Below are 25511 nucleotides of genomic sequence, written 5' to 3'. Positions count from 1 at the left end.
TAGGTCCTCAGGGCAGATAGTCGCGCAGGGCGTCCTGTACGCAGGGCGACTCCAGCATCGAGCTGCTGCGGAAGAAGCGCAGGATGTTGCCCAGCAGCGGATGTTGGTGGTTGATCGGGTAGGCCAGTCCCTGCGCTTCCTCACGCAGTGCCTGGCGCACCGTCTCGCTTACCGGCAAAGCGTCGATCAGGGTGCAATCGAACGCCTGCTGGATGTCGCTGGTCAGGTACTGCTCCAGGAACAACGGCAGCATGTTGGCAATCGTTCGGCGGTCCTCCTCTGGCGCGGTATGCCAGTAGATGTGGGTAAGGCGCGCCCAAAAGCTCGAGTGGCGGCCTTCGTCCAGCAGGTGATCGGCCATCAGGCCCTTTACCGAGGATTTGACCGAGTCGTCGCGGGCAAAGGCCGCGACATCGTCGGTCAGGGTGTTCTCGGCGATGCCTACGCAGATCATTTCCAGGGCGTCGCGCAGTGCCTCGGGTACACGCTCCAGCACGGTTGGAATGGCACGACTGAGTTCGATCTCCTGGGGAAGGGCGATCGGCTCGATCCCGGTCAGGGCGATGGTTTGCTGCAGGAAGTCCATCGCCACCAAGGCGTGATAGTCCTCGTCCACCACCACGGTCATTGCGTCGTAGCGGCAGGCGAATGGAAAGCGCACGGCAAAACGGTCCTTGGCGATGCGCCGGGCGGTGCGGTCGACGATCTCGGTCTCGAAGATCACTACGTCGTTGATGAACTTGTAGAGGCTTTGCACCAGCACGAAGTCGCGTAGCTGTGGGCATTCGCGCTGGAACGTCGCTCCGAGCACCAGCGGTTGGCGGCTCAGGGGGTAGATCAGACGCTGATCATCCTCCACCAGGCGGCGAGGCCGGGTGCGGATGGTCGCCCGGGCCTCCCAGGCCTCGGCAAATGAGCGGTACTCGAGGGCGCTCATGGGGTGACCTCGGCAACAGCCGTTTTCAGCGACGCACGCAGGCAGTCCCACAGGGCCATGCGGCTGTCCACCGCGGCGATGGCCGCAATGTAGACATCCTCCTGGCGCTGAGAGTCGTGACCGACCAGGCGCGCCAGCAATTGCTCGGCAGCGGGCCCATGGTCCTCGGAATCGACCTCGATATGGCGCTGCAGGTAGTAGCGGAAGGCGGGGGCCTGCTCGGTACCGATGCGCCACCTGTCGAGAATCTGCTGGAACATTGCTGGAATGACGCTTTCCCGTCCGTGCAGGAAGGCCGCGGCAACGCGGTGGGCCGGTGCTTCAATGGCGACCTTGAGCGTGTCGCGCACGAATCGCTGTGCGGCTTCACTGGCGCCACAGTGTTGCAGTGCATCGAGTGCGCCGATGCCTCGTCGCTGCAGGCTGACGAAGTGTTCGATGGCCTGGGTACGGGCACCGACTTCGCGCATGGCGTCCAGGTACAGCTCGAAGTGGCTGTAGTGTCCATGGTCGAGGCGATCGTCCGATTCCTCGCCTAATACGATTTCATTGATCAGGCGCGCAGCGGCCGGGTCTGTCGGTGGCAACCAGGGCAGGCTGACGCAGGTCAGCTCCTGTTGCAGGCGCTTGGTCAGCGACATGAAGTCCCAGACGGCGAACACATGGGTTTCCATGAACCGACGCAGTGTCTCCACGGAGTCGATTTCGGAAAAGAGCGGGTGTTGGGCAAGTTGATGTTTTTTGTCGGAAAGAGTGCACTTCAATATGCTCATGATGGGTCCTTTATGGCTGGCTTACAGGGTTGTTTGTTGCGTTGTAAGTTATGGTGGTTATAAATGCACCGGCGTGCGACGGCCTCGAATGAAAATTCGAATTAGAGCAACGAGCAGAGGCCGGCAGGCCTTGCCTGGCGGGGCTTCCATGTTGACTTTTGGTCTCCCCTGGCTGGCGATATAAAAGTTAGAACAACTTCAAAGTTCGCCGCAATTGTTTTTTTGATTATTTTGCATTCGGACTTTTCTTTAAATGCAAGTAGTCGAATAAAACTTGGAGTAAGTTTTATTTTGGCAATGCGTGCTCCTTCCGATAATTAACGATCAGAAAAATAGACACAGAGTGAATGCCTCACTCGGAGCACGGGTGAACGGAGACGGAGAGAGTGACTGTTAGGGGGCGGCTGATCGCTTGAGGTCCTTGCCCCGGTGCCAGATTCCTTCTGCAGGTGAATGAGGAGGCAGACGGCCAGGTCCACGTCTGATGATCAGCGGCCGCTGCGGGGAGTAGAGTGTGCCCAAAATACTGGCACTGCCATGGCCAGGCACTGACCAGGCAGCGGAAAAGCCTTGATCAGTGCATGGATGGCAGAGGAAGGATTAGTAGCTGAGCAACCCCAGGTGGGCGTTGAAGATGCGTACCAGGCGCTGGTTGAGCAGCGAGGAGTCGACCGCCTGCACCGGTAGTTCGATCAGTTCCAGCTCCCGGCGTGCCAGGCTGTGCCAGCCGAGCATTGCCGCCAGCGACCCTGGCGGATAGAGCACGGTCATGGGGACATGGAGGGGCTGATGGGGGGAGCTGAATTGTGGGCTGTCACAGCTTGAAACAAACAAGTGCCGGGTCAGTCCCTGGCAAGCACTCTGTACCTGCTGTATCAGGGCCAATGCGATATGCGCGCCCAGCCCTTGGGCAAACACGGCGTGTGGCTGCACGAGGTAGGGCTGGAGCTGCTCGAGCAGGATCTGGGTCAGGCGCCCGGAAACGGGGAGGGATTGTTCGGGGTCGGCGATGGAGGGAACATCGACCGCGACCAGCTCGATGGGATCGCTAAGGGTTCTTGCCCATGTACGATATTGGGCAAGTTGCTGTCGGGTGCTTGCCAGGCAGATCAGGCGGATCCTGGGCGGCTGGTCGGGCGTGGTGTCCTGTCGAGTCTGCACGTGCACTGCCGTTCCTTATGGCGGATCGTGTCGGCGCAGCGAAATGGTCGCCAGGGGCGGCTGCGCGGTTGAGCAGGTTCAGTTCGCCGATTGCCTGTCGAGGTACTTCCTGATGGTACGCGCGGCGTGGTTGAGGTGCTCTTCAAGGAGCTTCACTGCTTCGTCCACCAGCCTGTCGCTGGCGGCATCGACCAGGGCGATGTGGTCATCCTGGGTGAGCTTGCCCAGCCCCATCGAGGACAGATGGAAGCGCAGGAAACGTTCTTCTTCGTTGAGCTCGATCTCGATCATGCGCAGCAGCTTCTGGTTCTGCGCCTTGCTATAGAGGGCCATGTGGAACAGGCGATTGAGCCGGCCGATCTCGGCATGGCGGGTCTCGATCTCCAGCTGGCGGATGTATGCCCTGGCCTGGGCGATGTCATCGGCATCGAGCAAGGGGATCGACTGGCGCAACGCCTCGGTCTCGAGTAGCACGCGCAGGGCGTACGTGTCGACGGCGTCCTCGCCGATCAATGGCGCCACCACGGCGCCTTTGTGCATCACTACCTGCAGCAGGGATTGGGCCTCAAGTTGGCGCAGCGCCTCGCGCACGGGCATGCGACTGACACCGAACAGGGTCGCCAGCTCTTGCTGGCGCACGGCGGTGCCCGGGGGCAGGCGGCCGTCGAGGATGGCACTGCGCAGGCGCTCTTCTATGACACCGCGGGCCAGGTGCGGCGGGACTTGCTCGCTGCCCAGTACGGTGCTCAGGAGTTTGGTTTTCTCAGCCACGCGGGGTTTGCCTCGGCAACATGAAAATTGGATCCAATAACCCTAGTGAGGGAAGAGGCCGCTTGTCAAACGGATTGATCAAGGAGGACGCCGTGGCGTACTCACGAAACGCGGCTATCGTGAAGCAAGTTGCCGACATTGGGAAGATAGCCAAGGTCGCCAGCCCTTGTACGAAGCGGGTTTGCCGACAGTTGGCAGCATGATCGCACGGTGCCATTGTTTTTTGCGCCTCCAGCCCGCACCATCGCTGCTTTCGACTGAATCTGAACGGGTGTGCGCAGTGGCGATACCTTGGCCTCTCAATGCGACCGCACGCCGGCTCGGCCTTGCCGTGCTGCTCGGCTGCCTGTGGCTGGGTGTCACTCAGGCGGATTGGGATTTCTCGCAGATCAGTCGTCGGGCCCAGGCCCTGTATGGCCCATTGGGGCCGGGCCAGGGGCGCATCGATGCTTGGCAGAATCTACTGACGGCGCAGAAGCAGGGCAGCGAGCTCGAACAACTGCGGGTAGTCAACCTGTTCTTCAACAAGCAGCTGCGTTACGTCGAGGACATCGATTTGTGGCACGAGGTCGACTACTGGGCCACGCCAGTCCAATCGCTGATAAAGGGTGCGGGCGACTGCGAGGACTATGCCATCGCCAAGTACTTCAGCCTGCGCCGCATGGGCGTTCCGGCCGAGAAGCTGCGCATCACCTACGTCAAGGCCTTGCGCCAGAATCGTGCGCACATGGTCCTGACCTATTATTCAAGCCCACAGGCCCAGCCGCTGGTGCTCGACAGCCTGATGGACGCGATCAAGCCGGCTAGCCAGCGAACCGACCTGCTGCCGGTGTATGCCTTCAACGGCGAAGGCCTGTGGCTGACCGGCGCGGGCGGCAACAAGAAGGTCGGCGACACCAAGCGCCTGTCGCGTTGGCAGGACTTGCTGAAGAAAATGCAGGCCGAAGGGTTCCCGGCCGAACCGGTTTACTGAAGGAGCACAGATGTCACTGTTCAAACAATTGCTGCTAGCCATTTGCCTGTTCCTGGTGGTCGCCTTCAGTGGCAGCTTCATGGTCAGCCTGGAGAGCTCGCGCAGCCAGTACGTCAACCAGCTGCGTTCCCATGCCCAGGATGCGGCGACCGCCTTGGCGCTGTCGCTGACGCCGAACATCGACGATCCGGCGATGGTCGAACTGATGGTCAGCTCGATTTTCGACAGTGGCTACTACTCGAGCATCAAGGTCATCGACTTGGACTCCAACGCCGTGCTGGTCGAGCGCCACGCAGAGCCCGACGCCGGTGGCGTGCCGGGTTGGTTCATCCAGCTCATTGGCTTGGAGCCGGCTGGTGGCGATGCCCTCGTCAGCCGCGGCTGGCAGCAGGCGGCGCGGGTCGAGGTAGTCAGCCACCCGATGTTCGCCCTGGGCAAACTCTGGCAGAGCGCCCTGGGCAGCCTTGGCTGGCTGCTGTTGTGTGGCGCGGTGAGTGCTGTGCTCGGGGCCCTGCTGCTGCGTCGTCAATTGCGCCCACTCGACTACATGGTGGCGCAGTCCCACGCCATCGCCCGCCGTGAGTTCCTCAGCCTGCCCGAGCTGCCACGCACTCCCGAGCTGCGCCGAGTGGTGCAGGCGATGAACCAGATGGTAGAGAAGCTCAAGGCGTTGTTCACCGAGCAGGCCGAGCGCAGCGAGAAGCTGCGTGCCGAGTCATACCAGGACAGCCTCACCGGGCTGGCCAACCGTCGTTACTTCGAGATGCAGCTCAATACCCGGGTCAGCAACCTCGAAGAGGCCCGTGCTGGCTACCTGCTGTTGCTGCGGGTCCAGGACCTGGCCGGACTGAACGCCCGCTTGGGCGGTCAGCGCACCGACCAGTTGCTGCAGGCTGTGGGCGAACAGTTACGCCGCACCTGTGCGAACTATCCCGAAACCAATGACCTGATCACTCGCAGCCGAGGTGGCGAGTTCGCCGTGTTGGCGCCGGGCATGGTTCATGACGAGGCGATCCAGCTGGCCCAGGCCTTGGAAACCACCTTGCAGAGCCTGCACGAAACCGGCGCCAGCGATGTCGACCCGGTGGCCTGCATCGGCCTTGCCCCCTACAGCCCCGGTGATGCCCCGCAAGCGCTGCTCAAGCTTGCCGACGAGGCGCTGGCCCGTGCCGAGAGCCAGCCGACACCGGGCTGGGTCTGCCTTGAACAGGGTGCCGCGGGCCAGGCCGCCGACAGCCATCACGCCTGGCACACGCGCTTGAACCACGCGCTGGGCAAAGGGCAGTTCGAACTGTTTTTCCAACCTGTCGTCGATGCCCGGGCGCCCGAGCGGGTGCTGCATTACAAGGTCATCTCGCGCCTGCACGACGAGCAGGGCGAAGCCCTGGCGGCCGGCCGTTTCCTGCCTTGGCTGGAGCGTTTCGGCTGGATGGCGCGGTTGGACCTGCTGGTGCTGGAGAAGGTGCTCAAGCATCTGCAAGGGCATGGCGAAGCGCTGGCGCTGAACCTGTCGGCCGCGACCTTGGGCGATCCCAAGGCGTTGCAACGAGTCTATGAGCTACTGGGGCAGCATGGAGCGCTGGGGCGGCGGCTGACGTTCGAGATCGGTGAGGAGCAACTGCCCGAGCAGTCGGTGTTGGAGCAACTGACCCGGCGTCTGCGCACGCTGGGCTTCAGCCTGGCGCTGCAGCGCTTCGGCGGGCGCTTCAGCATGATCGGCAACCTTGCCCACTTGGGCCTGGCCTACCTGAAAATCGATGGGGGTTATATCCGCAACATCGATCAGGAGCGGCACAAGCGTCTGTTCATCGAAGCCATCCAGCGGGCGGCGCATAGCATCGACCTGCCGTTGATCGCCGAACGGGTGGAGACCGAAGGGGAGCTGAAGGTATTGCGGGAGATGGGTGTGCAGGGGATCCAGGGGCAACTCGTAGGTGGACCGGCGCCCTGGCGTTGAGCCGGTGCGGCCTTATCGCGGGCTTGCCCCGCGATAAGGCGCTTACGTGATCAGATCAACCCGCCTTCCTCGTCTTCCTCGATCAGGTTGTTCAGACTGCCCAGCGCCTTGCGCGCGGTGGAGCGGTTGAGCAACTTGGCCTGGGCGCCGGGCGGCAGGTCGGTGATGCTGAACACGCCCTTGGCGGTGAGCACCTCGATCAGGTCTTCCAGTACCCGGATCATGTCCAGGTCACTCTGCTTGAGCTGCTTGAGGCTGTTCTCCACGACGTCGTCGGCGAACCATTCCTGGATCTCGGCACTGTCGGCCGGGACCATGTCCGTAAATTCATCAAACGCGGCGGCTTCCACACGCAGCAACTGGCCAGTGGCGTCGCGTTGCACATAGAACATGGCGGCATCCCTCGTCACGATGATTCCTTGTTGGTAGTCAGCAGCATAGGCAAAGTTCACCGGGCGTGTAAGGCCCGATGCACGAGTATGCGCGTGAAGCGTTAGCTGGGAAAGCCCATCCCCGACGCGGCGGCCGTTGCCGGCGGCCGCGGGGGTGGGGGATCAGCTGTTGGAGTTGTCGATCTTGATGGTCGGGTCGGCACCGCTGATCAACGAGTTGATCGTGGTGTTGGACCAGTTCACCCCTTCGAGCTTGATGCTCACATCGGCGTTGGCCAGGCCACCGGCGGCGTTGAGCTTGCCTTCGGTGCTGACCTGCAGGGTCGACTCGCCATTGACCGTGGTGATCTTCAGGAAGTTGTCGATGGTGCTGGCCTTCTCGCCCTGAAGCAGGTCTCTCAGGTCGAGGCGGTCGCCTTCGCTTGCCTTGAAGTCCTTGATCACGTCATTGCCCAGGTCGCCGGACTTCCACACGAAGGTGTCGGCACCGCTGCCACCGGTCATGGTGTCATCGCCCTTGCCGCCGATGAGGATGTCATTGCCGGCACCGCCAAACAGGATGTCGTTGCCTTCACCGCCGAGCAGGGTGTCGTTGCCGGTGCCGCCGAGCAGGATGTCGTTGCCCTTGCCGCCGTCGATGTAGTCGTTGCCACCCTGGCCGAAGATGATGTCGTTGCCGTTACCGCCCAGCAGGGTGTCGGCGCCGTCGTTGCTGCGCGAGACATCGAACTCGGTGTAGTGCTCGGTGATGTACTTGTGCATCGCCCGTGCGTCCACGCTGCCCGCGTCTACGCCCAGCTTGTCGGCGACATAGCCGCGGATCGCCTCGACACCGGTGCCGGCAACACCGTCGAAGACCATCAGGTCGCCGAAGATGATGTCGTTGCCGTCGCCGCCATTGACCGTGTCGTTGCCCGGCTGGGTGACTTCGGTATGGCCGAGGATGGCCTCGGCCAGCTTGCTCGGGTCGATGTTGGTCTGTGGCTTGCCGTCGGTGTCGTACGGTTTCAGGTCGTTGGTGTTGACGCCATTGTTGAGGCCGATGGCCTCGACCTCGGACAGGCCCGAGAGCAACTTGAAGCTGTCCTGCGAGTTGCTCGTGGTGGTGCTGTTGGTGTCGTAGCCCAGGCCACCACGCGAAGACAGCTCGTAGGTACCGTTACCTTCCGCGTGCAGCTCGCCCGATACGCCGTATTTCCAACCGTTGCGGTAGTACTGCACCTGCAGGTTACCGGCGTTGTCGATGCTGACGTAGTTGGTGTTGCTGCTGTCGATGTAGCCGTTGTACGCCATGCCCGGCTTGTAGTTGATCGAAGCCAGGAAGGTGTCCAGGGTGATGCCCGAGGTGCCCAGGGTCGGGTTGGAGTTCTCGTTGGTCTGGTAGTAGGTCGGCTTACCATCGGTGATGAAGAACGTCTGGTTGCTGCCGGTATTGCCACCATCCTTGAGGTTCTGGAACCAGTTGGCGGTGGTCTTGAAGGCGTCCTCGTAGTTGGTGCCGCCGTCTGCCCGCAGGTTGTTCAGGGCGTTGAGCAGCTGCTGCAGGCCGGCATCGTTCAGGGTCACCGAAACGCTGCTCTTGACCTGGGTGGCGAAGTCCACCAACAGGATGTTCACGGTACCCGACTGGTCGCCCTTGACGCTGGCGGCCAGGGTCTTGAACACCGACTCCAGGGATTTCTTCGCCGCATCCACGCCGGACGAACCCATGCTGCCCGAGGTGTCGACGATGAAGGCGAGGTTGTAGTCCTGGCCCGGCACCACGTGCAGGCCGGTGACGTCGGCCACCACCACATCGTTGCCGTCGGTGCCGGTGATGTTGTCGCTGTCCGAGGACAGGTTGCTGGTGGTGTAGGACTGCGGGTAGACGGTGACCTTGATGGTGCCTTCGCTGGTCGCGGTGCTGCCGCCGACGCTCTCGGTGGAGGTCGAGCTGACCTTCACGTCGAACTGGCCTTGGTAGTAAGCCGGCGGCTTGATGGTCAGGCTGCCCAGGTTCCAGCCGGTGACGTCCACCGCGTCCTTGCCGACGGTGAAGGTATGGCCGGCGTTATCGGCCAGCACCGAGCCTGCCGGGATGCCGCTGAGCTTGACGCTCAGGGACTCGGAGCCGTCGGTGTCGGTGAGGTTGGTGCTGATGCCCACCAGCTTGACCGGGGCGCCGTTCTCGCTGCCTTCGTTGAGCTTGTAGCCGTCGTAGTAGCCCTTGCCGTCAGTGCCGTGCAGGTCGGAGACGGTCACGCCGGCATTGTTGAGGTCCTTGACGCTCGGGTACATCGGGATGTTCGAGCTGTTGAGGTCGGTAACCGCGCCGTTGCCTACCTTGATGTTGACGTCCAGGCTGCCTGGGCCGGCCTGGTTGGCATTGTAGATCTCCAGGGTGTAGTAGCCGCTGGTGGTCGGGGTGAAGCTGCCGGAGATGGCGCCGCTGCCCGAGCCCCAGGTGCCGCTGGCGACGTTCTTGCCGCCCACGACGATCTGCAGGCTGTCGTCGGCGGTACCGCTGAACGCGTAGGTCTTGCCGGCTTCCAGGTAGATCAGGCCGGAGGTCTTCGAGCCGCTGCCCGCAGTCACGCTGGCAACCGTGTCGACACCGGTGACGGTCTCGCTCTTGCTGGCATTGCCGGAGTTGGCAAAGACATTCTTCAGCGCATCGCCGGTGATGCCGTTGCCGTTGCTGCCAAGGCCGGTGAGGCTGTTCCAGGTTTCCTTGAGCAGGCCGATCGAGTTGACGTTGTTGTTGCCGATGTTCAGGTCAGGTTTGTCGGCCACCGGGGCGATATCGACCTTCATGGTCACTTCGCCGCCGGCGTTGGTGCCGTCGTTGGGCTTGTACTTGATCTGCGCGTAGTCGGCCTGCTTGTTGCCCACGCCGCTGCCGCCATAGCCGTCGACGCCCGACTGGTTGGCCAGCGGCACGAACTTGAGCTTGCCGGCGGCGATGTCGGCCTGGCTGATGTTCTGGTTCAGCGAGACATCCACCCATGAGGTGCCGTTGAAGAACTTCAGGCTGCCCAGGTCTGGCAGCTTGCTGATGGTCACCGACAGGCCGGTGTTGCCATCGGCGTCGCTGACGTTGAAGTCGCCCCACTTGAACACGTAGTCGGTGTCTTCGCTGCCGGTCACCGCGCCACCGGTCGATACCGGCGCATGATCGTTGTCGATGATGGTGGTGGTGACGCTGGACTTGCCGGCGTCGACCTGCAGGTTCTCGAAGCCGCCGCCCGTGGCGCCGCTGATCTTGACCGTGAAGTTCTCCGAGCCCTCGACCAGCTTGTCGTCGATGGTCTTGATGTCGAAGGTGGTGCCGCTGCTACCGGCCGGGATCTTCACGGTTACCACACCGGTGAAGTCCTGGCCGTCGGTGGCGGTGCCGCTGTAGGTCAGGGTGATGGTCACCTCGGACTTCGACGGATTGCTCAGGGTCAGGTTGTAGTGGGCGGTGTCGCCTTCGGTCACCGAGGTGTCGCCGCTGATGCCGACGGTGGTCAGGTCGCCCTGGCCGCTCGGCTCGTCGGTGACGCTGGTGGTGACGGTGTTGCTGCCCAGGGTCAGCTTCTCGAAGTTGTCGCCACCGGCGACCGACTCGATCTTGTTGACGATGTTCGGCTGGCCACCGAGGTACGGGTCGTCCTTGGCGGTGATGGTGAAGGTGCCGCTGGCGCTGCCGGCCGGAATGGTGACCTTGGTGCCGTCGGTCAGGGTGAAGGTCAGGCCGTTATGGCCGGTGACCGACAGGCCCTGGGCGTTGGTCAGGGTCACGGTGTAGGTGACCTGGCCGCCTTCGGTGACTGTGGTCTTGTCGGCGGACAGCGTGGCGACCACTTCACTGATGGTGTCGGTGATCTGCACGGTGGCATTGCCGCCCAGCTCCAGGTTCTCGAAGGTCTTGCCGGTGACTGCGGCGTCGGTGATGCCGACGGTCAGCGAGCTGCCGTCCTTGAACACGTCGTCGCCCTGTGCGGCAGCCTTGTACTCGACCTGGGTCTGGCCAGCCGGGATCACCACCTTGGCGCCGTTGGACAAGGTGACGGTCAGGTCCTGCGCCAGTTTCTGGCTGACCTTGACGGTGAAGCTTGGCTGCTGGTCTTCGGTAACGTTGCCGTTGCCGACGATGGTGACCGACACCTTGTCGCCCTGGTTGCCGGTGCCCGGGGTGCCCGAACCTGGCTCGTCGGTGACGGAGGTCTTCACTTCGTTCTGACCCAGGGTCAGCTTCTCGAAGTTGTCCGCGCCGGTGACGCCGGTGATCTTGTTGCTGATGGTCGGCTGACCACCGACGAACACGTCGTCCGGTGCATTGATGGTGGCGGTGCCAGTGGCGCTGCCGGCCGGGATGGTGACCTTGGTGCCATCGGTGAGGGTGAAGGTCAGGCCGTTATGGCCGGTGACCGACAGGCCCTGGGCGTTGGTCAGGGTCACAGTGTAGGTGACCTGGCCGCCTTCGGTGACGGTGGTCTTGTCGGCGGACAGCGTGGCGACCACTTCACTGATGGTGTCGGTGATCTGCACGGTGGCGTTGCCGCCCAGCTCCAGGTTCTCGAAGGTCTTGCCGGTGACTGCGGCGTCGGTGATGCCGACGGTCAGCGAGCTGCCGTCCTTGAACACGTCGTCGCCTTGGGCTGCAGCCTTGTACTCGACCTGGGTCTGGCCAGCCGGAATGATTACCTTGGCACCGTTGCTCAGAGTCACGGTCAGGTCCTGCGCCAGTTTCTGGCTGACCTTGACGGTGAACGACGGCTGCTGGTCTTCGGTGACGTTGCCGTTACTGACGATAGTGACGGAGACCTTGTCACCCTGGTTGCCGGTGCCGGGAGTGCCCGAGCCTGGTTCGTCGGTGACGGAGGTCTTAACTTCGTTCTGACCCAGGGTCAGTTTTTCGAAGTTGTCCGCGCCAGTGACGCCGGTGATCTTGTTGCTGATGGTCGGCTGACCACCGACGAACACGTCGTCCGGCGCATTGATGGTGGCGGTGCCAGTGGCGCTGCCGGCCGGGATGGTGACCTTGGTGCCATCGGTGAGGGTGAAGGTCAGGCCGTTATGGCCGGTGACCGACAGGCCCTGGGCGTTGGTCAGGGTCACGGTGTAGGTGACCTGGCCGCCTTCGGACACGGTGGTCTTGTCGGCGGACAAGGTGGCCACGACTTCGCTGATGGTGTCGGTGATCTGCACGGTGGCGTTGCCGCCCAGCTCGAGGTTCTCGAACGTCTTGCCGACCACGCTGGCATCGCTGATGCCAACGGTGAGCGGGCCGCCGTCCTTGAACACGTCGTCGCCCTGGACCGGCGCCTTGTACTCGACCTGGGTCTGGCCAGCCGGGATCACCACCTTGGCGCCATTGCTCAGGGTGACGGTCAGGTCCTGGTCGAGCTTCTGGCTGACCTTGACGGTGAACGATGGCTGCTGGGCTTCGTTGACATCGCCGTTGCCGACGATGGTGACCGAGACCTTGTCACCCTGGTTACCGGTGCCTGGAGTGCCCGAGCCCGGCTCGTCGGTGACGGAGGTTTTCACTTCGTTCTGACCCAGGGTCAGTTTCTCGAAGTTGTCGGCACCGGTGACACCGGTGATCTTGTTGCTGATGGTGGCCTGGCCACCGATGAACACATCGTCCGGTGCATTGATGGTGGCAGTGCCGGTGGCGCTGCCGGCCGGGATGGTGACCTTGGTGCCATCGGACAGGGTGAAGGTCAGGCCGTTGTGGCCGGTGACCGACAGGCCCTGGGCATTGGTCAGGGTCACGGTGTAGGTGACCTGGCCGCCCTCGGTGACTGTGGTCTTGTCGGCGGACAGCGTGGCGACCACTTCACTGATGGTGTCGGTGATCTGCACGGTGGCGTTGCCACCCAGCTCCAGGTTTTCGAAGGTCTTGCCGGTGACTACGGCATCGGTGACGCCGACGGTCAGCGAGCTGCCGTCCTTGAACACGTCGTCGCCCTGTGCGGCAGCCTTGTACTCGACCTGGGTCTGGCCGGCCGGGATCACCACCTTGGCGCCGTTGGACAAGGTGACGGTCAGGTCCTGCGCCAGTTTCTGGCTGACCTTGACGGTGAAGCTTGGCTGCTGGTCTTCGGTAACGTTGCCGTTGCCGACGATGGTGACCGACACCTTGTCGCCCTGGTTGCCGGTGCCCGGGGTGCCCGAACCTGGCTCGTCGGTGACGGAGGTCTTCACTTCGTTCTGACCCAGGGTCAGCTTCTCGAAGTTGTCGGCACCGGTGACGCCGGTGATCTTGTTGCTGATGGTCGGCTGACCACCGACGAACACGTCGTCCGGTGCATTGATGGTGGCGGTGCCAGTGGCGCTGCCGGCCGGGATGGTGACCTTGGTGCCATCGGTCAGGGTGAAGGTCAGGCCGTTGTGGCCGGTGACCGACAGGCCCTGGGCGTTGGTCAGGGTCACGGTGTAGGTGACCTGGCCGCCTTCGGTGACTGTGGTCTTGTCGGCGGACAGCGTGGCGACCACTTCACTGATGGTGTCGGTGATCTGGACGGAGGCGTTGCCACCCAGCTCCAGGTTCTCGAAGGTATGGCCCGGAACCGTGGCATCGGTGATGCCGACGGTCAGCGAACTGCCGTCCTTGAACACGTCGTCGCCCTGGGCGGCAGCCTTGTACTCGGTCTGGGTCTGACCGGCCGGGATCACCACCTTGTCGCCGTTGGACAGGGTGACAGTCAGGTCGTATCCAAGCTTTTGGCTGACCTTGACGGTGAACGAGGGCTGCTGGTCCTCGGTGACATTGCCATTGCCGACGATGGTGACGGACACCTTGTCGCCCTGGTTGTCGGTACCCGGGGTTCCAGTGCCCGGCTCGTCGGTCACGGAGGTCTGCACCTCACCTTGGCCGAGGGTCAGTTTCTCGAAGTTGTCGGCACCGGTGACGCCGGTAATCTTGTTGCTGATGGTTGCCTGGCCGCCGACGAAAACATCGTCCGGTGCATTGATGGTGGCAGTGCCGGTAGCGTTGCCGGCCGGGATGGTGACCTTGGTACCGTCGGACAGGGTGAAGGTCAGGCCATTGTGACCAGTGACCGACAGACCCTGGGCGTTGGTCAGGGTCACGGTGTAGGTGATCTGGCCACCTTCGGACACAGTGGTCTTGTCGGCGGTGAGGGTCGCGACGACTTCACTGATGGTATCGGTGATCTGCACAGTGGCGTTGCCACCGAGCTCCAGGTTTTCGAAGGTCTTGCCGGTGACTGCGGCATCGGTGATGCCGACGGTCAGCGAGCTGCCATCCTTGAACACATCGTCGCCCTGGGCGGCAGCCTTGTACTCGGTCTGGGTCTGACCGGCCGGAATCACGACCTTGTCGCCGTTGCTCAGGGTCACGGTCAGGTCCTGCGCCAGCTTCTGGCTGACCTTGACGGTGAACGACGGCTGCTGGTCTTCGGTGACATTGCCGTTGCCGACGATGGTGACGGTGACCTTGTCGCCTTCGTTACCAGTGCCTGGAGTGCCGGTGCCTGGCTCGTCGGTCACGGTCGTGGTGACGGTGTTGTCGCCGAGGGTAAGCTTCTCGAAGTTGTCTGCGCCGCTGACGCCTTCGATCTTGTTGACGATCGCAGGCTGGCCACCGACGAACACGTCGTCCGGAGCGGTGATGGTGAAGGTGCCGCTGGCACTGCCGGCAGGAATGGTGACTTTGGTGCCATCAGTCAGGGTGAAGGTCAGGCCGTTATGGCCAGTGACCGACAGGCCCTGGGCGTTGGTCAGGGTCACGGTGTAGGTGATCTGGCCACCTTCGGTGACGGTGGTCTTGTCGGCGGTGAGGGTTGCGACCACTTCGCTGACGGTGTCGTTGATCTGAACGCTGGCGTTGCCGCCGAGCTCGAGGTTCTCGAAGGTCTTGCCGGTGACCGAGGCGTCGGAAATGCCGACGGTGAGGGTGTCGCCATCCTTGAAGACGTCATCGCCTTGGGCGGTAGCCTTGTACTCAACCTGGGTTTGACCCGCAGGGATCACGACTTTATCGCCGTTGCTCAGGGTCACGGTCAGGTCCTGACCGAGTTTTTGGCTGACCTTGACGGTGAACGACGGCTGCTGGTCTTCAGTGACTGCGCCGTTGCCGACGATGGTGACGGAGACTTTGTCACCTTCGTTGCCGGTGCCCGGAGTGCCGGTACCTGGCTCGTCGGTGACGGAGGTTTTCACTTCGTCCTGACCCAGGGTCAGTTTTTCGAAGTTGTCGGCACCAGTCACACCTTCCAGTTTGTTGGTGATGGTCGGCTGACCGCCGACAAACACGTCGTCCGGGGCCGTGATGGTGAAGGTGCCGCTGGCGCTACCGGCGGGGATGGTGACCTTGGTGCCGTCAGTCAGGGTGAAGGTCAGGCCGTTGTGGCCGTTGACCGGCAGCCCCTGGGCATTGGTCAGGGTCACGGTGTAGGTGATCTGACCACCTTCGGTGACGGTGGTCTTGTCAGCGGTGAGGGTCGCGACGACTTCGCTGACGGTATCGGTGATCTGTACCGAGGCGTTGCCACCCAGCTCCAGGTTCTCGAAGGTCTTGCCGGTGACCGAGGCGTCGGAAATGCCGACGGTGAGGGTGTCGCCATCCTTGAAGACGTCATCGCCTTGGGCGGTAGCCTTGTACTCAACCTGGGTTTGACCCGCCGGGATCACGACTTTATCGCCGTTGCTCAGGGTCACGGTCAGGTCCTGACCGAGTTTTTGGCTGACCTTGACGGTGAACGACGGCTGCTGGTCTTCGGTGACTGCGCCGTTGCCGACGATGGTGACGGTGACCTTGTCACCCTGGTTGTCGGTGCCCGGAGTGCCGGTACCCGGCTCGTCGGTGACGGAGGTTTTCACTTCGTCCTGACCCATGGTCAGTTTTTCGAAGTTGTCGGCACCGGTCACGCCTTCCAGTTTGTTGGTGATGGTCGGCTGACCGCCGACGAATACGTCGTCCGGCGCATTGATGGTGATGGTGCCGGTGGCGCTGCCCGCTGGCACGGTGACCTTGGTGCCATCGGTCAGGGTGAAGGTCAGGCCGTTGTGGCCGGTGACCGACAGGCCCTGGGCGTTGGTCAGGGTCACGGTGTAGGTGATCGGGCCGCCTTCGCTGACGGTAGTCTTGTCGGCGGTCAGGGTTGCGACCACTTCGCTGACGGTGTCGTTGATCTGAACGCTGGCGTTACCACCGAGCTCGAGGTTCTCGAAGGTCTTGCCGGTGACCGACGCATCGGAAATGCCGACGGTGAGGGTGTCGCCATCCTTGAAGACGTCATCGCCTTGGGCGGTAGCCTTGTACTCAACCTGGGTTTGACCCGCCGGGATCACCACTTTATCGCCGTTGCTCAGGGTTACGGTCAGGTCCTGACCGAGTTTCTGGCTGACCTTGACGGTGAAGCTTGGTTGCTGGTCTTCGGTGACCGCGCCGTTGCCAACGATGGTCACGGAAACCTTGTCGCCTTCGTTGCCAGTGCCCGGAGTGCCAGTACCTGGCTCATCGGTCACGGTTGTGGTGAGGGTGTCCTTGCCGAGCGTGAGCTTCTCGAAGTTATCCGCGCCGCTGACGCTTTCGAGCTTGTTGACGATCGAAGGCTGACCGCCGACAAACACGTCGTCCGGGGCCGTGATGGTGAAGGTGCCGCTGGCGCTACCGGCGGGGATGGTGACCTTGGTGCCGTCAGTCAGGGTGAAGGTCAGGCCGTTGTGGCCGTTGACCGGCAGCCCCTGGGCATTGGTCAGGGTCACGGTGTAGGTGATCTGACCACCTTCGGTGACGGTGGTCTTGTCAGCGGTGAGGGTCGCGACGACTTCGCTGACGGTATCGGTGATCTGTATCGAGGCGTTGCCACCCAGCTCCAGGTTCTCGAAGGCCTTGCCATCGACGGCAGCATCGGTGATGCCGACGGTCAGGGTATCGCCGTCTTTGAAGACGTCGTCACCCTGGGCTTTGGCTTTGTACTCGGCTTCGGTCTGCCCGGCTGGAATGACGACTTTGTCGCCGTTCGACAAGGTAACGGTCAGGTCATGGTCCAGTTTCTGGCTGACCTTGACGGTAAATGCAGGCTGCTGGTCTTCGGTGACATCGCCTTTACCGACGATGGTGACGGTGACCTTGTCGCCCTGGTTGTCGGTGCCTGGGGTACCGGTACCCGGCTCGTCGGTCACGGTTGTGGTAACCGAGTTGTCGCCGAGGGTCAGTTTCTCGAAGTTGTCTGCGCCGCTAACGCCTTCGAGCTTGTTGACGATCGAAGGCTGGCCGCCGACGAACACGTCATCCGGTGCGGTGATGGTGAAGGTGCCGCTGGCGCTGCCGGCTGGAACGGTGACTTTGGTGCCGTCCGACAGGGTGAAGGTCAGGCCGTTGTGGCCGGTGACCGACAGGCCCTGAGCATTGGTCAGGGTCACGGTGTAGGTGATCTGGCCGCCTTCGGTGACGGTGGTCTTGTCGGCGGTCAGGGTCGCGACGACTTCGCTGACGGTGTCGGTGATCTGCACGGTGGCATCGCCACCCAGCTGCAGGTTCTCGAAGGTCTTGCCATCAACGACTGCATCAGTGATGCCGACGGTCAGCGAACTGCCATCCTTGAAGACGTCATCGCCCTGGGCATCCGCCTTGTACTCGACCTGGGTCTGGCCAGCCGGAATCACCACCTTGGCGCCATTGCTCAGGGTGACAGTGAGGTCCTGGTCCAGCTTCTGGTTGACCTTGACGGTGAAGGACGGCTGCAGGTCTTCGGTGACATCGCCGTTGCTGACGATGGTGACAGATACCTTGTTGCCGGTATCCGGATCATCAGTGACGGTAGTGGTGAGTGTCTCCTTGCCGAGCGTCAGCTTCTCGAAGTTGTCTGCGCCGCTGACACCTTCGAGCTTGTTCACGATCGAGGGCTGGCCGCCGACGAATACGTCGCTCGGGGCGGTGATGGTGAAGGTACCGCTGGCGCTGCCGGCTGGAACGGTGACTTTGGTGCCGTCCGACAGGGTGAAGGTCAGGCCGTTGTGACCGGTGACCGACAGGCCCTGGGCATTGGTCAGGGTCACGGTGTAGGTGATCTGACCACCTTCGGTGACGGTGGTCTTGTCGGCGGTCAGGGTCGCGACCACTTCGCTGATGGTGTCGGTGATCTGCACCGAGGCGTTGCCGCCCAGTTCCAGATTCTCGAAGGACTTGCCGTCAACGGCAGCATCGGTGATGCCGACAGTCAGGGTGTCGCCGTCTTTGAAGACGTCGTCGCCCTGGGCCTTGGCCTTGTATTCGGCTTCGGTCTGGCCAGCTGGGATCACCACCTTGTCGCCGTTGGACAGGGTTACGGTGAGGTCATGGTCGAGCTTCTGGCTGACCTTGACGGTGAAGGCCGGTTGCTGGTCTTCGGTGACATCGCCCTTGCCGACGATGGTGACGGTGACCTTGTCGCCCTGGTTATCGGTGCCTGGAGTACCAGTGCCCGGTTCGTCAGTGACGGAGGTCTTCACTTCGTCCTGACCCAGGGTCAGTTTTTCGAAGTTGTCGGCACCGGTGACGCCTTCCAGCTTGTTGGTGATGGTCGGTTGACCACCAACGAACACGTCGTCCGGAGCGGTGATGGTGAAGGTACCGCTGGCGCTGCCAGCCGGAATGGTGACTTTGGTGCCATCGGTCAGGGTGAAGGTCAGGCCGTTGTGGCCGTTGACCGGCAGACCTTGGGCATTGGTCAGCGTCACGGTGTAGGTGATCTGGCCACCTTCGGACACTGTGGTCTTGTCGGCGGTCAGGGTTGCGACGACTTCGCTGATGGTGTCGGTGATCTGCACCGAGGCATTGCCGCCCAGTTCCAGATTCTCGAAGGACTTGCCGTCAACGGCAGCATCGGTGATGCCGACGGTGAGGGTGTCGCCGTCTTTGAAGACGTCATCACCTTGAGCCTTGGCTTTGTACTCGGCTTCGGTCTGGCCAGCTGGGATCACCACCTTGTCGCCATTCGACAGGGTCACGGTCAGGTCGTGGTCGAGCTTCTGGCTGACCTTGACGGTGAAGGCCGGTTGCTGGTCTTCGGTGACATCGCCTTTGCCGACGATGGTGACGGTGACCTTGTCGCCCTGGTTGTCGGTGCCTGGAGTGCCAGTGCCCGGCTCGTCAGTCACGGTGGTGGTGACCGAGTTGTCGCCGAGGGTCAGCTTCTCGAAGTTGTCGCCACCGGCAACGGATTCAATCTTGTTGACGATGCTCGGCTGGCCACCGACGAATACGTCATCCGGTGCGGTGATGGTGAAGGTCCCGCTGGCGCTGCCCGCTGGCACGGTGACCTTGGTGCCGTCGGTCAGGGTGAAGGTCAGGCCGTTATGGCCGGTGACCGACAGGCCCTGGGCGTTGGTCAGGGTGACGGTATAGGTGATTGGGCCGCCTTCGCTGACGGTAGTCTTGTCGGCGGTCAGGGTTGCGAGCACTTCGCTGATGGTGTCGTTGATCTCAACGCTGGCGTTACCACCGAGCTCGAGGTTCTCGAAGATCTTGCCGGTGACCGACGCATCGGAAATGCCGACGGTGAGGGTGTCGCCATCCTTGAAGACGTCATCGCCTTGGGCGGTAGCCTTGTACTCAACCTGGGTTTGACCCGCCGGGATCACGACTTTATCGCCGTTGCTCAGGGTCACGGTCAGGTCCTGACCGAGTTTCTGGCTGACCTTGACGGTGAAGCTTGGTTGCTGGTCTTCGGTGACCGCGCCGTTGCCGACGATGGTGACGGTGACCTTGTCACCCTGGTTGTCGGTGCCCGGAGTGCCGGTACCCGGCTCGTCGGTGACGGAGGTCTTCACTTCGTCCTGACCCAGGGTCAGTTTTTCGAAGTTGTCGGCACCGGTCACGCCTTCCAGTTTGTTGGTGATGGTCGGCTGACCGCCGACGAATACGTCGTCCGGCGCATTGATGGTGAAGGTGCCGCTGGCACTGCCGGCGGGAATGGTGACCTTGGTGCCGTCAGTCAGGGTGAAGGTCAGGCCGTTGTGGCCGTTGACCGGCAGCCCCTGGGCATTGGTCAGGGTCACGGTGTAGGTGATCTGACCACCTTCGGTGACGGTGGTCTTGTCAGCGGTGAGGGTCGCGACCACTTCGCTGATGGTGTCGGTGATCTGCACCGAGGCGTTGCCGCCCAGTTCCAGATTCTCGAAGGCCTTGCCGTCAACGGCAGCATCGGTGATGCCGACGGTCAGGGTATCGCCGTCTTTGAAGACGTCGTCGCCCTGGGCTTTGGCTTTGTACTCGGCTTCGGTCTGACCGGCTGGAATGACGACTTTGTCGCCGTTCGACAGGGTTACGGTCAGGTCGTGGTCGAGCTTCTGGCTGACCTTGACGGTGAAGGCAGGCTGCTGGTCTTCGGTGACATCGCCCTTGCCGACGATGGTGACGGTGACCTTGTCGCCTTGGTTGTCGGTGCCTGGAGTGCCGGTACCTGACTCGTCAGTCACGGTGGTGGTGACCGAGTTGTCGCCGAGGGTCAGTTTCTCGAAGTTGTCGCCACCGGCGACCGACTCGATCTTGTTGACGATGCTCGGCTGGCCGCCGACGAACACGTCGTCCGGCGCGGTGATGGTGAAGGTGCCACTGGCGCTTCCGGCCGGAACGGTGACCTTGGTGCCATCGGTCAGGGTGAAGGTCAGGCCGTTGTGACCGGTGACTGACAGGCCCTGGGCATTGGTCAGGGTCACGGTGTAGGTTATCTGGCCGCCTTCGGTGACGGTGGTCTTGTCGGCGGTCAGGGTCGCGACCACTTCGCTGATGGTGTCGGTGATCTGGACGGAAGCATTACCGCCCAGTTCCAGGTTCTCGAAGGCTTTGCCATCGACGGCAGCATCGGTGATGCCGACGGTCAGGGTATCGCCGTCTTTGAAGACGTCGTCGCCCTGGGCTTTGGCTTTGTACTCGGCTTCGGTCTGACCGGCTGGAATGACGACTTTGTCGCCGTTCGACAGGGTCACGGTCAGGTCATGGTCGAGCTTCTGGCTGACCTTGACGGTGAAGGCAGGCTGCTGGTCTTCGGTGACATCGCCTTTGCCGACAATGGTGACGGTGACTTTGTCGCCCTGGTTGTCGGTGCCTGGAGTGCCGGTACCTGGCTCGTCAGTGACGGAAGTCTTCACTTCGTCCTGACCCAGGGTCAGTTTTTCGAAGTTGTCGGCGCCGGTGACACCTTCCAGCTTGTTGGTGATGGTCGGTTGACCACCAACGAATACGTCATCCGGCGCGGTAATGGTGAAGGTACCGCTGGCGCTGCCGGCCGGAACGGTGACCTTGGTGCCATCAGTCAGGGTGAAGGTCAGGCCGTTATGGCCAGTGACCGACAGGCCCTGGGCATTGGTCAGGGTCACGGTGTAGGTGATCTGGCCGCCTTCGGTGACGGTGGTCTTGTCGGCGGTGAGGGTCGCGACCACTTCGCTGACGGTATCGGTGATCTGTACCGAGGCGTTGCCACCCAGTTCCAGGTTCTCGAAGGACTTGCCGTCAACGGCAGCATCGGAAATGCCGACGGTGAGGGTGTCGCCGTCCTTGAAGACGTCATCACCCTGGGCCTTGGCTTTGTATTCGGCTTCGGTCTGACCGGCTGGGATCACAACCTTGTCGCCGTTGCTCAGGGTCACGGTCAGGTCCTGACCGAGTTTTTGGCTGACCTTGACGGTGAACGACGGCTGCTGGTCTTCGGTGACCGCGCCGTTGCCGACGATGGTGACGGTGACCTTGTCGCCCTGGTTGTCGGTGCCTGGAGTGCCAGTGCCCGGCTCGTCTGTGACGGAGGTCTTCACTTCGTCCTGACCCAGGGTCAGTTTTTCGAAGTTGTCGGCGCCGGTGACGCCTTCCAGCTTGTTGGTGATGGTCGGTTGGCCACCTACGAACACGTCATCCGGTGCGGTGATGGTGAAGGTACCGCTGGCGCTGCCCGCCGGAATGGTGACCTTGGTGCCATCGGTCAGGGTGAAGGTTAGGCCATTGTGGCCGTTGACCGGCAGACCTTGGGCATTGGTCAAGGTCACGGTGTAGGTGATCTGGCCGCCTTCGTTGACAGTGGTCTTGTCCGCAGTCAGGGTCGCGACCACTTCGCTGATGGTGTCGGTGATCTGCACCGAGGCATTGCCACCCAGCTCCAGATTTTCGAAAGCTTTGCCGTCAACGGCAGCGTCGGTGATGCCGACGGTCAGGGTATCGCCGTCTTTGAAGACGTCATCACCTTGGGCCTTGGCTTTGTACTCGGCTTCGGTCTGGCCAGCCGGGATCACCACCTTGTCGCCGTTGGACAGGGTGACGGTCAAGTCGTGGTCGAGCTTCTGGTTGACCTTGACGGTGAAGGCCGGTTGCTGGTCTTCGGTGACATCGCCCTTGCCGACGATGGTGACGGTGACCTTGTCGCCCTGGTTGTCGGTGCCTGGAGTGCCAGTGCCCGGCTCGTCTGTGACGGAGGTCTTCACTTCGTCCTGACCCAAGGTCAGTTTTTCGAAGTTGTCTGCGCCGCTGACGCCTTCCAGCTTGTTGGTGATGGTTGGTTGACCACCAACGAACACGTCATCCGGAGCGGTGATGGTGAAGGTGCCGCTGGCACTGCCTGCAGGAATGGTGACTTTGGTGCCATCAGTCAGGGTGAAGGTCAGGCCGTTATGGCCAGTGACCGACAGGCCCTGGGCATTGGTCAGGGTCACGGTGTAGGTGATCTGGCCGCCTTCGGTGACGGTGGTCTTGTCGGCGGTCAGGGTCGCGACCACTTCGCTGACGGTATCGGTGATCTGTACCGAGGCGTTGCCACCCAGTTCCAGGTTCTCGAAGGACTTGCCGTCAACGGCAGCATCGGTGATGCCGACAGTCAGGGTATCGCCGTCTTTGAAGACGTCGTCGCCCTGGGCTTTGGCTTTGTACTCGGCTTCGGTCTGACCGGCTGGAATGACGACTTTGTCACCGTTCGACAGGGTCACGGTCAGGTCGTGGTCGAGCTTCTGGCTGACCTTGACGGTGAAGGCAGGCTGCTGGTCTTCGGTGACATCGCCCTTGCCGACGATGGTGACGGTGACCTTGTCGCCTTGGTTGTCGGTGCCTGGAGTGCCAGTGCCCGGCTCGTCAGTCACGGTCGTGGTGACCGAGTTGTCGCCGAGGGTCAGTTTCTCGAAGTTGTCGCCACCGGCGACCGATTCGATCTTGTTGACGATAGAAGGCTGGCCGCCGACGAACACGTCATCCGGTGCGGTGATGGTGAAGGTACCGCTGGCGCTGCCGGCCGGAATGGTGACCTTGGTGCCATCGGTCAAGGTGAAGGTCAGGCCGTTATGGCCAGTGACCGACAGGCCCTGGGCATTGGTCAGGGTCACGGTGTAGGTGATCTGGCCGCCTTCGGTGACGGTGGTCTTGTCGGCGGTGAGGGTCGCGACCACTTCGCTGACGGTGTCGGTGATCTGCACGGTGGCATCGCCACCCAGTTCAAGCTTCTCGAAGGTTTTGCCCGCCACGCTGGCATCGGCCACTCCGAGGGTCACGGAGCTGGCGTCCTTGAACACGTCGTCGCCCTGGGCCGGCAGGCTGTAGGTGGCCTGGGTCTGGCCGGCGCTGATGACCACAGTGGCGCCATTGGACAGGGTCACGGTCAGGTCATGGTCGAGCTTCTGGCTGACCGACACGGTGAAGGTCGGCTGTTCGGCCTCGGTCACGTTGCCATTGCTGGCGATGCTGACGGTCACCGTGTCGATGCTGTCGCTGATCACGGTCTGGGTCGGCGTGGTGTCGGGTTCCAGTTTCTCGAAGTTGCCGCCGGTGACACCGGTGATGCTGGTGCTGACCATACTGCCGTTGACGAAGACGTCGTTGGCCGGGGTCTGGAAGTCGACGCTGCCGGTGCTTTCACCGGCCTTGACGGTGATGGTCTGGCCATTGGACAGGGTGACGGTGACCGGAGTCTGGGCCGGGTTGGTCAAGGTCACGGTGTAGGTGATCACGCCGCCTTCGGTGACGCTTGGAGTCGCGGTCAGAGTGGCGGTGGTGGTGTCGATCGAGTCGTTGATCTTCGTTTCCGCTGGTGCCGGGTTCGGCACCAGATTCTCGAAGTTGCCGCCCGTTGCCCCCGTGATCGTGGTGCTTACAGTGCTGCCATTGTTATAGACGTCGTTGGCCGGGGTCTGGAAATCGACGCTGCCGGACGACTTGCCAGCCTCGATGGTGACGGTCTGGCCATTGGACAGGGTGACGGTGACCGGGGTCTGCGCCGGGTTGGTCAGGGTCACGGTGTAGGTGATTACGCCACCTTCAGTCACGCTTGGGGTCGCGGTCAGGGTGGCGGTGGTAGTGTCGACGGAGTCGTTGATCTTCGTTTCCGCTGGTGCCGGGTTCGGCACCAGATTCTCGAAGTTGCCGCCCGTTGCCCCCGTGATCGTAGTGCTTACAGTGCTGCCATTGTTATAGACGTCATTGGCCGGGGTCTGGAAATCAACGCTGCCTGACGACTTGCCGGCTTCGATGGTGACGGTCTGGCCATTGGACAAGGTGACGGTGACCGGGGTCTGGGCCGGGTTGGTCAGGGTCACGGTGTAGGTGATTACGCCACCTTCGGTCACGCTTGGATTGGCGGTCAGCGTGGCGCTGGTGGTGTCGATGGTGTCGGTGACCTGGGTCACCGCTGGCGTGGTGCTTGGCGTGACGATCAAGCCATTGCCACCGCTGGTACCGGTGATGGTCGCGGAAATCTGGCCGCCATCAATGTAGGGCGTGTCGTTGGCCGGGATATTGACGTTGACGGTACCGGTGGTCTGGCCGGCCGGGATCACGATGACGGCGCCGTTGGACAGGGTCACGGTCAGGTTGGTCAGCGGAGGCTGGCCGACGGTGGCGGTATAGACGATGACGCCACCCGCCTCGGTTATCGTGGGGGTGGCGCTCAGGGTCAGACCGGTGGTGAGCGGGACGTTGGTCGTGTTGGTGCTGGCAGCGTTGCCGTCCAGTCCGCCCAGCTCATCGACGGCCAGCCCGTTAGTGAAGCCTATCGGGCCGGTGGGGAAGCCGATGGTCGGGTCGACCACTCCGGCGGTTTCCTGGAGCAGGACGAAGCTATGCCCGCCACCTACCGAACCGCCGCCCGCCGCAGCCGGGCCGGCTGCAGTGGCTTCCAGCTCGGTGGTCGGGTCGACACCGGCGGCGATGGCCTGTTGCAGCTCTTCGACCGAGGGCGCCGCCTGTGCGGTGGCCTGGCTCAAGTCGGTGCTGCTGTCGGGCGCGTCGGCGCTCCATTGGGTGTCGCGGCCCAGGTCGAGCACACGGCCATCGGCCAGCTCCAGGGTGACCGCGCCGCCAGTGCCGGTGTCTACCTGTTCACCGGCAAGCAGGCGATCGCCTTCGATCAGTACGCGCCGGATGCCTTCTGGGGAAACTGCGATGACTTGGCCAACAATGCTTTTGACGATGGCAACAACAGTGCTCATTGGACTCTCCGGACTACCCGTTCAGTTGGCTTCCATGCCCGGCCGGCATTCGAAGGCGGCGACTGATGGAATGTTTCAATAATGTTTTTGACGCGTAAATGCGTCAATTTTACGTCTATAATTTCTGGCTATTAAGTTTATGCCAAACTATTGACCTTCTGGCTGCCATCCT

The 25511-nt window shown here is 62.4% G+C and carries 7 protein-coding genes and 1 pseudogene; 2 read left to right on the top strand and 6 right to left on the bottom strand.

Going from position 1 to position 25511, the window contains the following annotated elements:
- Window positions 1-7: 7 nt before the first annotated feature.
- From KSS90_RS24695 to KSS90_RS24680, 4 genes are all read right to left on the bottom strand, one after another.
- On the bottom strand, window positions 8-937 hold the full coding sequence (locus tag KSS90_RS24695; RefSeq protein ID WP_217867645.1) for a diiron oxygenase: 930 nt from the start codon (window positions 935-937) through the stop codon (window positions 8-10).
- A complete protein-coding gene (locus KSS90_RS24690) occupies window positions 934-1710 on the bottom strand; it encodes a DUF3050 domain-containing protein (protein ID WP_217867644.1) in 777 nt (258 codons plus the stop codon). Before KSS90_RS24690 ends, KSS90_RS24695 begins: the two co-directional genes overlap by 4 nt.
- Window positions 1711-2310: 600 nt before the next feature.
- Window positions 2311-2871, bottom strand: a complete 561-nt coding sequence (locus KSS90_RS24685; RefSeq protein ID WP_217867643.1) for a thioesterase domain-containing protein — start codon at window positions 2869-2871, stop codon at window positions 2311-2313.
- A 78-nt stretch (window positions 2872-2949) separates the two neighbouring features.
- On the bottom strand, window positions 2950-3642 hold the full coding sequence (locus KSS90_RS24680) for a GntR family transcriptional regulator (RefSeq protein WP_217867642.1): 693 nt from the start codon (window positions 3640-3642) through the stop codon (window positions 2950-2952).
- A gap of 210 nt (window positions 3643-3852) precedes the next feature.
- Between KSS90_RS24680 and lapG the strand changes: the two are divergent.
- Window positions 3853-4615 (top strand): annotated as a pseudogene (gene lapG, locus KSS90_RS24675) (cysteine protease LapG).
- A gap of 10 nt (window positions 4616-4625) precedes the next feature.
- A complete protein-coding gene (lapD, locus tag KSS90_RS24670; RefSeq protein ID WP_217867640.1) occupies window positions 4626-6572 on the top strand; it encodes a cyclic di-GMP receptor LapD in 1947 nt (648 codons plus the stop codon).
- 50 nt (window positions 6573-6622) lie between these two features.
- On the opposite strand, the gene KSS90_RS24665 is transcribed toward lapD, so the two are convergent.
- Both KSS90_RS24665 and KSS90_RS24660 read right to left on the bottom strand, forming a co-directional pair.
- On the bottom strand, window positions 6623-6964 hold the full coding sequence (locus tag KSS90_RS24665; RefSeq protein WP_217869856.1) for a tryptophan synthase subunit beta: 342 nt from the start codon (window positions 6962-6964) through the stop codon (window positions 6623-6625).
- Window positions 6965-7126: 162 nt separating this feature from the next.
- Window positions 7127-25339 carry an immunoglobulin-like domain-containing protein gene (locus KSS90_RS24660; RefSeq protein WP_217867639.1) on the bottom strand — a complete coding sequence of 6071 codons (18213 nt, stop codon included), beginning with the start codon at window positions 25337-25339 and terminating at the stop codon, window positions 7127-7129.
- Window positions 25340-25511 lie beyond the last annotated feature (172 nt).

Source organism: Pseudomonas maumuensis (assembly GCF_019139675.1).
GTDB lineage: Bacteria > Pseudomonadota > Gammaproteobacteria > Pseudomonadales > Pseudomonadaceae > Aquipseudomonas > Aquipseudomonas maumuensis.
This window is presented reverse-complemented; position numbering and strand designations above follow the sequence as displayed.

Bases quoted from the DNA above. Each gene is read 5' to 3' on its own strand.
- lapD (WP_217867640.1), top strand. From the start codon at position 4,626: ATGTCACTGTTCAAACAATTGCTGCTAGCCATTTGCCTGTTCCTGGTG.
- KSS90_RS24660 (WP_217867639.1), bottom strand. From the start codon at position 25,339: ATGAGCACTGTTGTTGCCATCGTCAAAAGCATTGTTGGCCAAGTCATC.
- KSS90_RS24695 (WP_217867645.1), bottom strand. From the start codon at position 937: ATGAGCGCCCTCGAGTACCGCTCATTTGCCGAGGCCTGGGAGGCCCGG.
- KSS90_RS24665 (WP_217869856.1), bottom strand. From the start codon at position 6,964: ATGTTCTATGTGCAACGCGACGCCACTGGCCAGTTGCTGCGTGTGGAA.
- KSS90_RS24690 (WP_217867644.1), bottom strand. From the start codon at position 1,710: ATGAGCATATTGAAGTGCACTCTTTCCGACAAAAAACATCAACTTGCC.